Origin of the sequence: Streptomyces gottesmaniae, from assembly GCF_031845845.1 — a bacterium.
Classification (GTDB): domain Bacteria; phylum Actinomycetota; class Actinomycetes; order Streptomycetales; family Streptomycetaceae; genus Streptomyces; species Streptomyces akebiae.
Genome location: NZ_JAVRFJ010000023.1, coordinates 105,139 through 119,307, shown reverse-complemented (window position 1 = coordinate 119,307; position 14,169 = coordinate 105,139). Strand labels below are relative to the sequence as shown.

The following is a 14,169-nucleotide window of genomic DNA, read 5'->3' as shown; positions in this document are numbered from 1 at the left end:
CCCTCAGCCGTCCAGACGGGCGGAGATCTTGGCGTTGGCGGCATCGTCTCCACCCCGGAGGAACTTCGCGTACACCCGGAAGAGGACGGCCACACTGTGCCCGGCGCGGGCGGCCACGATCTGCGGTTCGACTCCAGCACTGAGCCACGTGGACACGGCAGTGTGCCGAAGATCATATGGACGCTTGGCAAGCTTCGTCGCGCACTCCTGCGGACTCAGCACCTCTTGCCGAGCGCTCGCCCACACCTCGCCGTAGCCGCTCTCCTGCACCATGCCGCCGCGCGCCGTACGGAACAGTCGGCCGTCGGGCGCGACGCCGTGGACGGTGATGTGCCAGCGGAGGAGCGCCACCAGCCGGGGCGGGATGGGTACCGGCCGCACGGCCTTGCGGGAACGGTGCTTGAGCCCTTTCCTGTCGTGAGCCTCGCCGGAGTCGGTCCATGGTCGGCCGGCTCGCGGTCGGCTTTCTCGGAGCATGATCCGGCCCCACCCGCGACGGGGCAGATGTACGTCTGACTCCAGCAGGCCGACCGTTTCGCCGGGGCGCGCCGCTGAGTAGAGGATGCAGCCGAAGAACGCTTCCAGGTGGCGACCGCGGGCCCCTTGCGCGCGCACGCCGGCCAGGAGCCGTTCCGCCATCTCCGGATCAGGGACGCACTCGGGGTCGACTTCCTCGTCTACCTTCTCGGGTGCCTTCCACTGGAGTGCATGCATGGGGTTCTCAGCCAGCATCTCCGCGTCGACCGCGTAGCCGAGAGCCTGATGGAAGATGGCTCGCTTCCTGGCGATCACGGACCCTGCGGAAGTCTTGCCGTCCATCCGCTTGGTGCAGGCATTCAACGCCCGGCGGACCAGCATCTTTTCCGAGAGAGCCGAGACGGGAAGCGACTTCCGCTCGAACCACGCCAACACATCCTTGACCTCCGGCGGTGGCTCCTCGTCCCACCGCTTGACGTTGAAGGCCCAGCTATAGAGTGCGCGTCGCACGAGATGGTGATCCGCCATGCCTCGCGTGTCCTTCACGATGATGGGGGTCACGGTGGCCATGGCCTCAGCGAGGTTCTTGCGGGTGGTCGCCGGCGAGTGGTCCCACTTCATCTCGATGTAGTCCCGAGCGTGCTGGTACCAGGGGATGTCTTTCTCCTTCTGGACCATCGACTTGGGCAAACCGCTCTCCACGTCGAACGGCTCGCCCTCCCGTGTCGCCGTGACGAGCTGGGCTCGCCTGCTCTCGGCGAGCCCGGAAGTGAGGAACGATTCCGAGTGCGGGCGGGTGCCGACCTGCCAGCGGAGCTGATAGGGCTTGCGGTACGGGCGCTTGCGGATCGCCCAGATCCGCACGGTGTAGCTCCACTCGGTCACGCGACCTCCAGATCGTTGAGAAAGGCGTCTAGGACGCTTCGGCGCATGCGTAGGTGGCCGTTCGGCAGACGGCGGACTTCCGGGGCGTAGCCCCGGTCGCGCCAGCGGTAGTAGGTGGCGCGGCTGATGCCGATTTCATCGAGAGCATCGGACAGCGGAACCCATGGATCGGCAGGGGAGCGGCGCCGACGGGATGCGGCAGACATGGCGAGATCTCCTCAGGGTGTGAAGAGGGCAACCAGGGGATGTGATGGGAGCGAGATCAGGGGTGAATGCCGCCGCACAAACCGCAATATCCGCAGAAAACCCGGGGAGGGGCGTTGACCTGCGGTGATGTGGTGCGCGGGTGGCGGCGGGCGGTGCTCCGCAGAAATCCGCGATATTCCGCAAAAATCAGGGGCGGCCGTCGGCCGGTCCCGGCGGGCGGGGGCGCTCGACTTTTTTGCGGAATATCGCGGGATTGTGCGACGGACCCTCGCCCCACCCCGGAGCGGGGGTCCGTCGCAGGTCAGCGGGGGTGTCCTGGGTTTCTGCGGATTTTGCGGTTTGTGCGGGACGGGTCGTGTGCGCGGGCGGGGTCACCGGCCGCCGTGGCGCAGGGACGGGTGGGCAGTGAGGCGGGGTGCCGGTGGGCGTCCGCGCTTGCCGGTGCGCTCGGGCTGGTAGGACCGCAGGTATCCGTGGTCTTCCAGCAGCGCGAGGGCCGGTTCGAGGTCCGCGACGGTCGGTACCTCGCTGCGGGACAAGACGGTGAACACATCCCGCCGGCTGACGTCCTCCCATCCGTTGTCCCTCAGCGCTTCCAGCACGCTGCGGGCGCGGGACAGGACAGGGTCGGCGCCCATGACGTCGAACACAGCGAGGGCATGGGCGGTGTAGTAGTCACCCAGCTCGATTGCCGCGCGCATGGTGTCTTCGGTGACGGGGTGGGCGTAGCCGTTGCCGCCGTGTTCGGCGAGGTGCAGCAGCGCGGCCATGCGGGCGGTCGCCCCGGCAAGCTTTCCGGCCCAGTTGGAGATGTGGCCCAGCTTGCCGCCGCGTGCCTTGAGCTGCGGTTCGATGCGCTTCTGATAGGCGATCAGGGCCGCGTCGGCTTCCGGGGTGAGCTGGATGACGGCCGGGTCGGTCCACTCCGCCAGGGACAGGGTGAGGTCGATGACCCGGGCGGTGTAGGTAGCGGCCGTCGCTTCCGGGACCGGGTCGGTGATGATCTCGCGGTCACCGACCGTGGACACCGGCAGGGAGTACAGGAAGCGGGCCAGTAGTCCGCGTCCCTCGAACCCCTTCACCTTCCCGATGTCCCGCAGCACGTCCGGCTGTACGGCGAGGCCGATGGTCAGGGCGGGGGCGTCGATGTACTCGCGGCGGGTCTGCCGGTTCACCCTCAGCCGGTCCCCGGCATGCCCCTTCAGGAAGACTTCCATGTTGGGGGCCCCGGAGTAGCGGCCGGCGATGATGTCGAAGATGCCGCCCTCCGCACTCATCACCGACAACCGCCCGCCCTGTTCGGCCATGAGCGAGGTGACCGTCTCGGGTGTGGAGTCGTCCGCCAACAGGACCGGTTCGGCCGGGACGGTGAGCGTGTCGGCGGTCTGCGCGAGGCCGACGGCGGTGGCCACCATGTCATCGCGTTTGTCGCCGTCTGCGGACGCGGCCTTGGCGGCGGCCTTGTCCGCCGCTTCCTTGGCCAGCCTCGCCGTCAGCTCCGCTTCCACGATCACGGGCTTCATCGCGGTCTTGAGCTGTTTCTCCGCCTCGTACAGGGGGTTGGTCAGCAGTGCGAAGACGGCGGACTTGCGGTTGGCGGGCGGGAGCGCCACCACGGTGTAGAGGTTGGTGGGCTCTCGCCAGTTGCCGCGTACGTGGACCACCGACCGGCCGCCGGCGGCCGTGGCGAGCACGGCAAGGGCAACCGATCCGGCGAGATCCACCGGGGTCTGTGTCTCCTCCGCGACCGCCGTCACGAACTCCCCCAACCAGGCGGGCAGCACGTGAGCAGGGAACGACGGACGCTCACGGCGGCCGGTGAGGGGAATGGGGTCCTCCCACACGTCCGGGGCCGTGTCGTCCTCGCCGGGCGGGTCTTCCAGGGTGGGCAGTCCGGCCCACAGGTCGGGGCTGTCCACAGGCTGTGGAGTCATGAGGCCGCCCTCCCCTCGGCGGTGGTGGTGTGGGGGCAGATGCCGACGATGACGCGGGCTTGCAAGGCGATGACGGCGGCGCGGCCCCGTGCGCGTTCGTGGTGCCCACAGGCGCAGAGCCAGTCCGCGACCGGTACGCCGTCGCACTGGATCTGAATCCCCGGGGTGATGCCGGTGACGGTGACCGTCTGCGGGTCAGAACCGACGGCAGAAAGGACGCCCTTGCGGGCGACGCCCTTCGGTTCGCCCACGGTCAGCCGTGGCGGGCCCTGCACTGCGTTCTGAGGGCAGTTCGAGGGGGTTCGGGATGCTTTGTTCATGCCGCACGCTCCACAGCCGTCTCAAGGCCGTTGGCGACCGCGCGGCGCGCGTAAGCCTCCGGGACGCCCACGGCGACGGCGGCCGTCACGATCTCCTCTCCGATCGCCGCGAGTCCGCAGGGTCCGGGACAGGCGGTGTGCTGGGCAGCGAGGAACCGGGCAACGCCGAACGCCTGTGATCCGGCGCCGGTTTCGGTGCGGGCACGTACGAGGGCGAGGCCGCGTTCCAGGCCGGTGCGGACGTAGCGCTCGGTGTGTCGGCACCCGGTGGCCACCTGCCGCGACCACGGGGTGCGGGTGGGAAGGGAAGAGGCCACCTTCCCCGGGGCGGGGGTGGTGTCTTCCTTCACCAACAGGGCGCGCATGGCCGCCGGGAGGATGGCCATTGGCCCGGTGCCGGGTCCGAGCCAACGGGCGTACTGCATGAGCGACTTGACGTCGACACCGGGCCGGACGGCGTTCGCGGACGGCATGGCGCCCCGGTAGAGCCAGTGCTCACCGCGAGTCGTCGGCACGACGCGGGTGGCGGGCAGGCTCTCGCGGGCCCATTCGACGGCCGCCGCGTTGTCCAGGTCGACGACGGTGAGCCCGGCCCCTCCGGGGTGGTAGGCGACGGCCACAGCCTCACGCCACACCGGCGCCCACACGGGCGAGGTGAGAACGTGCGGGTCGGTGGTCCCGGCGGCCCACGCGTGGCACGGCGCCGGGCAACGGCAGGGCCCCGCGCTCTTCATGTTCGGCCGTCCGCCGCACCGGGGCGGGCGACCCGCGCAGGTACGGCAGTTGCCGAACGGGACCTTGCCCCGACGCAGCGGCAGGACCGGGACGCCGGCCGCCGCGAGGGCGAGGGCGACCCGCAGAGGTTCGGGCGTCGCGCTCATGCCGCCGCCCCCAATGTTCCGGTGGCCGCGAAGTAGGCGCGGCCGATGAACTCTGTGTAGGCGGGCGGGATCGCCTCCGTCAGTTCCTCGCGCAAGTCGGTCCACGTGATGCCCATGGCCGTCTGGAGTTCGGGGACGGACGGCTTGCCGCCGCCGTTGCCGTACGCGGCCACGTACGGGCCGTCGTAGAAGCGGCCATGCCGGTAGCCGCGTACGCGTCCCCGATGCGGGACGTGCGCCGGCCGCGCGGCCGTCCATCCGCCCAACTCGAAGTTGCGGTGACGGATGACCCCGAGACCGAACATCTCGCCACACAGCGTCAAGTCCTTGCGGATCTTCGCGCGGCCGTTCGGTTGCTCGATCACGTACGGCAGACCGGTCGCGTCCAAGAGGTCACGGACGGGGGCCACCAGGTCGACGTGCGTGCGGCCCCACCCCTGTGAGGCATTGGTGCCCACGGTCAGGGCGCACCCGTGCTGGCACGGCGGCGAGGCATGGACGAACACGTACCGGCGGATCTCGCCCGACTCGATCAGGTCGGCGAGGTAGGCGAGGGCATCGCCCCGGTGCTGGGGGAAGGGGTAGTTCGGACGGGCGGCGATGTCGCAACCGTCCACCGCGAACCCGGCGCGGTGGTAGCCCATCGCGGCACCACCGGCACACGAGAACAGATCCAGCAGACGCGGCCGGGAGGCACCTCGCCGGATCGGGATGGGTTGGGTCATGCTGGGGGTCTCCTGTTTCTGTCGAAGGGACGGAGAACCGGGCGGGCGCGGTCTTTGGCGAGAGGCGCCCGCCCGGGTGCAGCTACTCGGGGCGGTGTGCGGCGCGGCGGATCAGGCTCGCGATGGTGGCCACGGTGGGGTAGTCCCACCCGGCGATCCACTCCACGATCCGGTGGTCGTAGGTGCCCAGTTCGACGCCCGCGTTGTCGAGTTCGGCGTACAGGGCCTCGCGCTGCAAAGACTCGGGCGAGAAGCCGAACGGGGCGCCGTTGAGCGGGCCGTCAGAGATGGGGTCGTTGCCGCGGTAAGACATCGGGCTCCCTCTGTCAGCCGTAGAACTTGTTGCGCTTGATGACGGCCTTGCGGATGTTGACCGTGGTTCCGCCGCCGTGGCCGCCCGCGCTGAACACCTGCACGGCGATCCAGCCGCCGAAGACGACGGCGGCGAGGATGACGAGCTGGGTCACCAGCGCGGTCAGGGCGGTGATGAACGTGGTGAGCATGAGCAGTCCGCCGCACACGGCGAGGAACCCCACGCCCCCGAGCGCGATGTTCACCGCCGCCCGGGAGACGGCCGGCTTGTGCGCGACCGGTTCGGGCTTGGCCGGCTCGATGGCGTAGCCGGTGACGACGCGGCCGTCGGGGAGGACGACGCTCGCCACGGCCGGGATGGTGCCCGGCTGCATGGGCATGAGCGGGGCGGTGTGGGCGGGGGCGAGCGGGGTGGGGGTGTGGACTTCCACGGCCGCCGTCTCGTGTCCGGCGGTCCGGCCGTACGGGGTGGGTTCGTTCACGGTGCTGGTCTCCCTTCGGATCAGCGGGTGATGCCGGGTAGGGCGTCGGTGAACGCGGTGACGAGCTGGTTGACGGTGTCGGCCGCGCCGGTGTGAGCGAGGTAGAAGCCGAAGAGCGCGACGACGACGGCCGCCCCGGCGCCTACTGCCTTGAAGCGCAGCAGCAGCGCGACGCCGACGGCGAGCAGCAGAACGAGCGAGATGGTGATGTCCACGGGACCTCCGGGGGTCAGCGGTGGGTGCCGGCGCGGTAGGTGCGCGCGGCGCGGTTGTAGATCCAGCGGCCGACGCGTATGCGCTTGCCGGTGGCGTGGCAGCGGCGGCAGTCACGGCCGCGCTTGGCCTTGCCCTTGCGGTCGGTCTTGAAGCCGTGGCCCATGCCGTCGCACTTGCGGCAGTCCCCGAACGGGCTCAGCCAGCACTTGACGATGTAACCGAGGGTGACTGTCAGGAGGAATGCGGTAGCGAGGGCTGCAAGGCTCATCAGGGGCCTTTCAGAGGGGGTTGATGGGGTTTTCGCAGGTGGGCCGCTATGTGCTAGCGGCCTGATCAGGGGCGGTTTGGGTCGCTAGCAGGGTTGCTACCGGTAGCGACGTCTGCCGCTACCGGTAGCAGACTGTGAGACCTATCCGGCGTCCCTCTTTTGGTTGCGCTGTGTAATCACGGTGGCGATGTCGTCGCGCTTGATGCCGCGCTTGTTGAGCTGTTCGCCGTCAATGCGGCGGCTGATCTGCACCGTGCCGATCCCGAACGGCTTGAGCGCGGCGGTGAGCGCTTCCGCCTTGGGTTTGGCCTCCAGCTCCGCCCACGGCCCGTAGACCTCCGGGCGCAGGTCGGCAAGCCGGTCCACGATGGTCTCCGACCACACCTTGGCCTCGCCCTTGCCCAGCACGGCCGCGACGTCGTCGAGGATGGTCGCGGATGTCTCGGGGGCGGGGGCTTCGCCGGCCGCGTCGCCGGACAGCGTTCCCTCGGCCTCGCGCAGCGCGGCGGCGCGGCTGAGGATGCGTTCGGCGTCGCGGCCGTCGGCGAGGTACGTGCGCACGATCCCGGCATCGTCGGACATGCCCTTGAGCAGACCCACGCCCTTGTGGGACTTCAGCAGCTTGGACGCGTCCAACCCCTCCGAGTAGGAACCCGCACCGAGGATGGTGTCCGAGACCTGGTAGGCGCCGACCCGCAGGGCGAACCGGGCCTGATGCTGGTCGCGCAGCTCCGACGGGCACGCCTTGTCGTCCGGCTTCTGCGTCGCCGTCATCACCGACACACCCACCGCCGGGGCGACCCGGGCGAGGTAGACCATGAGGGACAGGATCTCCTTGCCGTGTTCGGGGTGGGTCAGGTACTCCTGCACCTCGTCCACCACGAACAGCGTGAGCGGCATGTTCAGCTTCTTGTCCCGGCTGATCTCCGGGGTGAGCTTGCCCTCGGGGCAGACGTGCAGCGGCAGTTCGGAGAGCCGGTGGTACCGGTCTTCGACGTCCGCCTTCAACTCGCGCAGCGAGGTCAGCAGATGCGAGACGGGGTCGATCCCGTTCTTCGGGACGATGCCGAACCCGACGCGGTGAGCGACCTTGGTGAACGCCCGCCAGTCCGGCGACGCCTTGCCGTCGAACACGTACAACCTGACGTACGGGTCCAACGCGGCGGCGAGCGCGATCGTGCGGGCAGAGAACGTCTTGCCCTGACGCGGCACGGCGCCCACCAGCAGCGACAGCCACAGCATCGTGGCCATGACCGGGTTGCCGCGCTCGTCGACACCCCACGGGAACGGCTTCCAGAAGTCCACCCGCGTCGCCCCCAGCAACGGGGACTTCCCCGACGGCACGGCGAGCGGGTCACGGTCGGCGATCCAGTACGACACCCGCCGCCCACTCGTCTCGTCCTTGTCGAGGAAGAGCTGAGTCGGGGCGATGTCCATACCGGAGGCGAGCCGTGCGTGAGCCTTCATGGCGTCCTCGAACGTCTTGCCGTACGGCAGATCCACCACCACCCGCCAGCCGTCCCCGTCCCGGCCGATTGGCCGGGGGAAGGCGATCGTCTGATCCCTGGTGGTCAGTCCGGACGCGTCGTGTGCGCGGATGACGATGTCGGAGGACAGTTTGCGCTTGCGGAACGTCACCTTGGCCAGGTCGATCAGCGGCCGGTCGGCCGGCGCCCCGACCACACCGAGGGTGGTGGTCAGCGTCGCCACGGCCAGCATGAGCAGCCACGACGGCGCCATGACGTACAGGGTCAACGCGGCGGCCAGACCGACGAACCCGCCCACGGTGGCCACGATCCCGCGCAGACGGACACGGTCGTTGCGCTGCCGCGACAGCTTCAGGTACTCCGCCGCGTCCTCGTTCGCCACGGACGCTAGGCGCAGGGCCTTGCCCTCCGCGTCGAACACCCACCGGCCGATCGCCGTCGACCACCGCCATGCCCCGCGCGGCGAGTAGGCGCAGACCTTCGGGGTGTAGACGAACGGCAGCCGCACGGCGTGATAGCCGACCACGGCGGAGTAGTGCCGGAACGCCCACTTACGGACGGCCGCGCGCTGGTCAGGGAGCTTGACCCAGTCCGGCAGCACCGGCATACGGGCCTTGTCCTTGGCCTCCATCCACTCCGCCACCGAGGGCGGGTAGACCTCGCGCGGCGGGTCGACCGGGGCCCCCTCGCTCAGTCCGTCGGCCTCCGGGTCGTCGGTGTCGGGGAGTTCGGCCTCCCACTCACCCGGCTTGGCCTCGCCCTCGCCGGGCGCGGCCGGGTCGGTCGGGGCGGGCTTCTTCAGAGGGAACGGCACGATGTCGGCCGTCCGCTGTTCGGTGCCCTCCGGGTCCTGAGGGGGCGGGAAGGCGGTGGTTTCCGTCACGACGTACCTACTCCTTCGGGAGTCGAAGGGTCCGGCCGGCTTGCTGTGGAAGGTCGGGCGGCCGGACCCGAGAACGATCGTGAAGCCCTGCAAGGGCCGTAACTAGCCTGGGTTTGGGCTAATTCTGGCCTTAGCTTCACTCTGCGTGTTCGTCGAATTGGTAGTACTCAGGCAGCGCGCTGTTCCTCGGGGTAGGCGCAGGTCACGCAGGTTCCGAGCGTGGGCGGGATGACGTATCCGGCGTCCTGGCCGCACTCGGGGCAGCGGCGGCGGGCGGCATTGGCCTTGGCGAGCGCCGCCCACCTCGCGGGGGTCATCGGCCGCACCGGGCGGGCGAGGTCGACCCGGTACAGGTACGCGGTCAGCGGTTCGCGCCGACGGCGCGGCCTGAGGATCTGAGCGGCGATGTCCTGACCTCCCGGCCGCAGTCCCCGGACGCGGAGTTGGCGGCGGGTGGCCAAGTCGTCGGGGGCGTAGCGCCACGGGTAGGTGGGGATGCCGAAGCGCTCGCCGGTGGGGTCGAAGCAGTCGGCGAGGGTCAGCCGGCTCATGCGGCTTCAGCGCCGTCGGCGGCGCGCTCAGCGAGGATCGTGTCCCGCAGCGTCCGCGCGTTCGCTGGCGAGGTGTGGATCTCGCGGCGGATGCCCTCCGCTGTGATCCGGCTGTCCGGCCAATCGGCGGTCGCGGTGCGGGCCTCAGCCAGCAACTGATCCGCTGTCCGCTTCGGCCGGGGCGGCCGGGCCACGGCGGGAACCTTGCCGGTCGCCCGACGGGATCGGGGAGAGTCGGCCGCCACCGCCCGCCGACCGGTCGACGCCGGATCGGCCTTGACCGGGTCGGCCGCCGGGGCGATCGCGGGTACGGGCTTGAGCGGGAGGGTCGGCTTCACGAAGTCGACCGCCACCGGATCGGGCACCGAGAATCGAGTCAGTACGACCGACGGCGCGGGGGCCGATTCCCGCAGGTCAGCCATAGACCGTTTCCTCGTGGTCTCGGTGGATTCCTCCGCATTCGCGTGTGGGGTGGGGATCGGGTCGGTGCCGCCGAACATCGAGGCGAGCGCGGCGTTCGCACCGGCGGTGACGCGGTCGCGCTGGACGTCCAGCAGCCTCGATCCGAGTGCGGTGTCCCCGACTCCGACCTTGCGGGCCAGACGCCATGACTTGCGCTCCGACCACCACTTGACCCGGTCACTGGGGTGGTGGGCGGCGCGGGCCTGGTGGTAGGCGAGGGCCTGGACGATGTCGGCGTTACGGCGCTCGGTCTCCGCGTCGCGGCCGTCGGTGTGGACCACGATGCGGCGGGCGAGGAACGCCATGCCCTCCGCAGAGACGGACATGCCCATGGGGGTCAGGGCGTAGATGACGGTGCGGCCCAGGTCCGGTGCGGCCATGGCGCCCATGACCGACGCGGCGGCCGGCAGCGCCCACAGCCCGATACGGACGACGTGCGGGGAGGACTGGCCCAGCATGGTCAGTCCCAGCAGAACCAGGGCCAGGACGGCGGTCGCGCCCTCACCGGCGGCGAGCGCCCCGAGCGCGGTGCCCTTGCCGTAGGAGTGCCCGATGTTGCTGTACGTGCCGATACCGCCGATCACACCCGTGGCCAGCATCGGCACGAACGCGGCCGACAGCACACCGATCTGAACCTTCGTCAAAGGCTTGCGGGTCTCGCTCATGCCGCACCCCCCACGGCGAACACGACAGCCAGGATGAGCAGAGCGCCGCCCGCGCACGTCAGGTCGACGGCACGGCGCAGGCAGGTGAACTTGGCGACCGCCAGACGGGACAGGCCCGCGATGTCGGCAGCGAGGTCCCGGGACGCGGCAACGTCGGTGATCTCCTGCGCGGTGAGCGTGGCCCACAGCGGGAAACCGTGCCGCCCCTTGATGTTGGGTCGCACCGACCGCAGCAACAGCCCGGCCGCCGCGACCAGCACCGCCAACCCGCACCCGCCCGCCACGTAGGCCGGGACGTTCAGTGGCAGGTCACGGGCGACCGTCCACGCGCCGGCGAGCACCGCGCCGACGAACGCCAGCAACAGCGCGGTCTTGGCGTCGGTCCGCACGATCTCCGCCTTCACCTCAGCGTGCGCGGCCGTCAGGTTCTGCGTAGTGGCGGTGTTCATGCCGCTTCCCCCGTCCCCGACCGGTGGCCGCGAACGGAACGCAGGAACGGAACCGTACGGGTCAGCGCGTCGGCGTACAGGGCGTCCCAACCGGCGATCTCGTCACCGGCCTCGCCCATCGCGACCAGGTCGGCGAACACGTCACGGGCCGCGTCCTCACGGGCCGCACGCTCGTCGTCCGTCTCAAACTCCAGCGGGCCCCGGAACAGGTCGATGTCGATACCGAGGGCCAGTTCAGCGAACTCGGCCTCACCGTGGGCCTCTTGGCCCCCCACAAAGGTGCGCATGCGCATGACAGAACTCCTGACGTCGAAGGGATGCCGGTGCGGTCGCGGTCCTTGGCGAGAGGCGACCGCCCGGAAAGCCGGGCCGCGAATGCGGCGGAAGGTGGGGCACTGTTCCGGCTCCCCTCCACCCCGCCCGTACGAGTCCCGCGCAGTACGCGGATCCGGACGGGCGAGGGAGGCAACCGGCCGCAGCGCTAGCCGCTGCGATAGCAGGAAGAGATCGGACCGGATTGGCCGTGAGCGCGCGTTCCGCTCACGGACCGAGAGGTCGTACAGGCGCCGCCGACCGGTCCGTCACGGCGGCGCCCAACGCGTTCGTCGGTACACCAGGGGTCCACTCAGTCGAGATCAACAGGGGTGAAGCACTGCAAGGGGGACCGTGTCCCCACTCTCCGGCCGTTGCTCGCGGTCGCCGGGCCACCTCGCCAATACGGGCCGAAACCCTGTTGTGCATGGCCTTTAGCGGGATTGCAGCGTCCCCGCCCTCTGCGTTTGCGCGCCGTGAATCGGTTGCGATCCCTGTATCTGGTGCGCACCAGAAGGTTGGCATCTGGTGCGCACCAGAGTCAAGGGGCTTCCCTGGTTCGGGCGGGAGTTGCTCGCCCTGGCGCACTTCCAGGAGACAGTTCGAGACGGGGGTTCCGGTAGCCAACAGGGCTTAACATCGGCCCTGTTAACCCCTGTTGACCTGCGGCGATGTGAGGCATGCTGGCAAGGGCAGCGAGTGAACCTATTGCCGGACGGTGGCTTGTGAGTTCAGGACTTCGAAGCGCGCGAACGGGGCGAGGCTGGTCTCAGGAACGACTGGTTCGCGAGATCGAGCAGTACGCCCGACGGCATGTCACCGATGTGGCGTCGACCGCGAGTTTGCGGGTGTACGTGTCCGAGTGGGAGAACGGAAAGCGCACGATCTCGGATCGATACGCGGCGATACTGCGACAGCTCTTGGGCGTGACAGACACAGAGCTGAGAGGTGGCCCAACGGCGGTCGCTCTGCCGGTGGCCGACGGGTACGACGAACTCCTCAGCAGGATCGATTCGGCGAGCAGCGTCGACGAATCCATGGTTCAGGCGTTCAATGATCAGACCGAACTACTGCGAACCATGGACCGACGAATGGGCGCAGCGAGCCTTGTCGACCAGGTGGCAGGTCATCTCGCCGCCCTTGAAGACGCGCTGAGCTTCGCCGTACTGCCCCACACACGCCGCCCCGTGGCCCTCGCCCTCGCCGGGGCGTCAACGATGGCTGCATGGCAGGCAATCGACGCAGGGGCGGTGGAACGGGCTTGGCGACACTACGAGTTGGCGAAGCGGGCGGCACGCGATGCAGAGTCACCGATGTACCTCGCCCACGCCATGGCAGAACAGGCGTACGTACTGTGCGAGGCTGGTCGGCCGGCGCTCGGCGTCGATCTGGTCCGTGACGCGCAGCGGACCCTTGGCCAAGCCGGATCACGTCGCCTCAGGGCGTGGCTGTATGCCGCTGAAGCCGAGATGTGCGCCCACGCCGGAATGCCGGACGACTGTCGACGCGCCCTCGATTCGGCCGTCGCGAGCATTCCGGCGGGTCCCGTCGACCGCGACCCGGACATGTTGAGCATCTTCCTCAACGGCTCACACCTGGCTCGATGGCGCGGAAACGTGCTCGCCTTGCTTGGCGACGACGAAGCGGTGACCAGCCTGTATGACGCCCTGGAAGTGGCGGATCCGACCTTCGTCCGAGCGAAGGCCGGATTGCACACGGATCTCGCACAGGCCCACCTGGCGCGAGACGAGTACGACGACGCGAACACCCATCTCCGCCAAGCGCGGTTACTGGCGAGCCGTACGGGCTCCGTACGGCAACGGCGCCGCGTCGATCTCCTCAGTGAGCGGCTGTAATCCCTTGCTTGCCCCGGCTCGCCAGGATGTGAAGCAGGGCAACGAGGGTGCCGGAACCCATCAGCTCACCGCGCGCCATCAGCCCGGGAATATCGGCGAGGGGCACCCACTCGATGTGCCCCGCTTCTTCGAGGTCCGTGGGCGAGCCCACTTGCTCGGCCCCATGGCCCACGAAGATCTCGTGAGGAGAGTCCACCATGCCGATCATGGGCTGATACGTGACGACGTGTTCCAGCTTCTTCGGGCGCCAACCGGTCTCTTCTACGAACTCCCTCAGCGCCGTGTCGGCGGGGTCCTCGCCGGCGTCGACGATGCCGCCGGGGAGTTCCCATCCCCATTGCTGCGGGACGAACCGGTACCGCCACATCATCAACACGCGTTCCTGATCGTCCAGGACTGCGGTGATGGCCACGTGGTGCAGCTTCACCACGTGATGCTCGAAGCGCTCCACGCCGGGTGGCTCCACGTCCCAAAGCTGAAGCTTGACCCAACGGTTGTCGTAGAGATCCCGCTCGCCGTGGATGCGCCACGGTTCGAGCCCCTCGGGCGCCTTGACGCTCACACCGCCAGGCACCCGGTACGAACTCCGGCCCCGCACTTCCAGGGCACCCTCAGTCAGGAGTCGGGCCAAGACCTGCCGCAGGGCCGTTCGGCCAATTCCGAGTTCCTCGGCGAGTGTCCGCTCTGAGGGCATCTTGTCACCGGGTGCGTACTCGCCTGACGCGAGCCGCGCACGAATCGTTTCGTAGACCTTCGCCGTCTTGGGACCCATCCCGGGAACACTCTCCTATCTGCCG

At 69.3% G+C, this 14,169-nt stretch carries 17 protein-coding genes; 1 reads left to right on the top strand and 16 read right to left on the bottom strand.

What is annotated here, in order from left to right:
• Positions 1-3 precede the first annotated feature (3 nt).
• From RM704_RS25405 to RM704_RS25335, 15 genes are all read right to left on the bottom strand, one after another.
• Positions 4-1,341: a tyrosine-type recombinase/integrase gene (locus RM704_RS25405; RefSeq protein ID WP_311591258.1), complete on the bottom strand. Its 1,338-nt coding sequence runs from the start codon at positions 1,339-1,341 to the stop codon at positions 4-6.
• Between the two features lie 17 nt (positions 1,342-1,358).
• Entirely contained in the window at positions 1,359-1,568 is a 210-nt protein-coding gene (locus RM704_RS25400; protein WP_078937195.1) for a helix-turn-helix transcriptional regulator, read from the bottom strand.
• Between the two features lie 372 nt (positions 1,569-1,940).
• Positions 1,941-3,488 carry a YfjI family protein gene (locus RM704_RS25395; protein ID WP_033528295.1) on the bottom strand — a complete coding sequence of 516 codons (1,548 nt, stop codon included), beginning with the start codon at positions 3,486-3,488 and terminating at the stop codon, positions 1,941-1,943.
• Positions 3,489-3,499: 11 nt separating this feature from the next.
• Positions 3,500-3,823 carry a hypothetical protein gene (locus RM704_RS25390; RefSeq protein WP_311591256.1) on the bottom strand — a complete coding sequence of 108 codons (324 nt, stop codon included), beginning with the start codon at positions 3,821-3,823 and terminating at the stop codon, positions 3,500-3,502.
• Positions 3,820-4,704 (bottom strand): bifunctional DNA primase/polymerase, encoded by an 885-nt coding sequence (locus RM704_RS25385; RefSeq protein ID WP_033528296.1) that lies wholly within the window; start codon positions 4,702-4,704, stop codon positions 3,820-3,822. Before RM704_RS25385 ends, RM704_RS25390 begins: the two co-directional genes overlap by 4 nt.
• Positions 4,701-5,429, bottom strand: a complete 729-nt coding sequence (locus RM704_RS25380) for a DNA cytosine methyltransferase (RefSeq protein WP_033528297.1) — start codon at positions 5,427-5,429, stop codon at positions 4,701-4,703. Before RM704_RS25380 ends, RM704_RS25385 begins: the two co-directional genes overlap by 4 nt.
• An 82-nt stretch (positions 5,430-5,511) precedes the next feature.
• Positions 5,512-5,742: a hypothetical protein gene (locus RM704_RS25375; RefSeq protein WP_033528298.1), complete on the bottom strand. Its 231-nt coding sequence runs from the start codon at positions 5,740-5,742 to the stop codon at positions 5,512-5,514.
• A 13-nt stretch (positions 5,743-5,755) separates the two neighbouring features.
• Positions 5,756-6,223 carry a hypothetical protein gene (locus RM704_RS25370; RefSeq protein ID WP_033528299.1) on the bottom strand — a complete coding sequence of 156 codons (468 nt, stop codon included), beginning with the start codon at positions 6,221-6,223 and terminating at the stop codon, positions 5,756-5,758.
• Positions 6,224-6,243: 20 nt separating this feature from the next.
• On the bottom strand, positions 6,244-6,438 hold the full coding sequence (locus RM704_RS25365) for a hypothetical protein (RefSeq protein WP_033528300.1): 195 nt from the start codon (positions 6,436-6,438) through the stop codon (positions 6,244-6,246).
• A 14-nt stretch (positions 6,439-6,452) separates the two neighbouring features.
• On the bottom strand, positions 6,453-6,707 hold the full coding sequence (locus RM704_RS25360; protein WP_033528301.1) for a hypothetical protein: 255 nt from the start codon (positions 6,705-6,707) through the stop codon (positions 6,453-6,455).
• Positions 6,708-6,848: 141 nt separating this feature from the next.
• Complete coding sequence (locus tag RM704_RS25355) at positions 6,849-9,077, bottom strand: cell division protein FtsK (RefSeq protein WP_033528302.1); 2,229 nt, start codon at positions 9,075-9,077, stop codon at positions 6,849-6,851.
• A gap of 167 nt (positions 9,078-9,244) precedes the next feature.
• Positions 9,245-9,628, bottom strand: a complete 384-nt coding sequence (locus RM704_RS25350) for an RRQRL motif-containing zinc-binding protein (protein ID WP_033528303.1) — start codon at positions 9,626-9,628, stop codon at positions 9,245-9,247.
• Complete coding sequence (locus RM704_RS25345) at positions 9,625-10,755, bottom strand: hypothetical protein (protein WP_033528304.1); 1,131 nt, start codon at positions 10,753-10,755, stop codon at positions 9,625-9,627. The genes RM704_RS25350 and RM704_RS25345 overlap by 4 nt, the downstream gene beginning before the upstream one ends.
• Positions 10,752-11,204: a Pycsar system effector family protein gene (locus tag RM704_RS25340; protein ID WP_033528305.1), complete on the bottom strand. Its 453-nt coding sequence runs from the start codon at positions 11,202-11,204 to the stop codon at positions 10,752-10,754. Before RM704_RS25340 ends, RM704_RS25345 begins: the two co-directional genes overlap by 4 nt.
• Entirely contained in the window at positions 11,201-11,491 is a 291-nt protein-coding gene (locus tag RM704_RS25335; protein ID WP_033528389.1) for a hypothetical protein, read from the bottom strand. Before RM704_RS25335 ends, RM704_RS25340 begins: the two co-directional genes overlap by 4 nt.
• A 750-nt stretch (positions 11,492-12,241) precedes the next feature.
• On the opposite strand from RM704_RS25335, the gene RM704_RS25330 reads away from it, so the two are divergent.
• On the top strand, positions 12,242-13,372 hold the full coding sequence (locus tag RM704_RS25330) for a helix-turn-helix transcriptional regulator (protein WP_498076440.1): 1,131 nt from the start codon (positions 12,242-12,244) through the stop codon (positions 13,370-13,372).
• Here RM704_RS25330 and RM704_RS25325 read toward each other — a convergent pair.
• Positions 13,356-14,144 carry an NUDIX domain-containing protein gene (locus tag RM704_RS25325; RefSeq protein WP_078937196.1) on the bottom strand — a complete coding sequence of 263 codons (789 nt, stop codon included), beginning with the start codon at positions 14,142-14,144 and terminating at the stop codon, positions 13,356-13,358. The genes RM704_RS25330 and RM704_RS25325 overlap by 17 nt on opposite strands.
• Positions 14,145-14,169 lie beyond the last annotated feature (25 nt).

Excerpts from the sequence above, each read along its gene's own strand:
- RM704_RS25390 (WP_311591256.1), bottom strand. The coding sequence starts at position 3,823 with ATGAACAAAGCATCCCGAACCCCCTCGAACTGCCCTCAGAACGCAGTG.
- RM704_RS25335 (WP_033528389.1), bottom strand. The coding sequence starts at position 11,491 with ATGCGCACCTTTGTGGGGGGCCAAGAGGCCCACGGTGAGGCCGAGTTC.
- RM704_RS25380 (WP_033528297.1), bottom strand. The coding sequence starts at position 5,429 with ATGACCCAACCCATCCCGATCCGGCGAGGTGCCTCCCGGCCGCGTCTG.
- RM704_RS25350 (WP_033528303.1), bottom strand. The coding sequence starts at position 9,628 with ATGAGCCGGCTGACCCTCGCCGACTGCTTCGACCCCACCGGCGAGCGC.
- RM704_RS25340 (WP_033528305.1), bottom strand. The coding sequence starts at position 11,204 with ATGAACACCGCCACTACGCAGAACCTGACGGCCGCGCACGCTGAGGTG.
- RM704_RS25360 (WP_033528301.1), bottom strand. The coding sequence starts at position 6,707 with ATGAGCCTTGCAGCCCTCGCTACCGCATTCCTCCTGACAGTCACCCTC.
- RM704_RS25345 (WP_033528304.1), bottom strand. The coding sequence starts at position 10,755 with ATGAGCGAGACCCGCAAGCCTTTGACGAAGGTTCAGATCGGTGTGCTG.
- RM704_RS25400 (WP_078937195.1), bottom strand. The coding sequence starts at position 1,568 with ATGTCTGCCGCATCCCGTCGGCGCCGCTCCCCTGCCGATCCATGGGTT.
- RM704_RS25375 (WP_033528298.1), bottom strand. The coding sequence starts at position 5,742 with ATGTCTTACCGCGGCAACGACCCCATCTCTGACGGCCCGCTCAACGGC.
- RM704_RS25385 (WP_033528296.1), bottom strand. The coding sequence starts at position 4,704 with ATGAGCGCGACGCCCGAACCTCTGCGGGTCGCCCTCGCCCTCGCGGCG.
- RM704_RS25325 (WP_078937196.1), bottom strand. The coding sequence starts at position 14,144 with ATGGGTCCCAAGACGGCGAAGGTCTACGAAACGATTCGTGCGCGGCTC.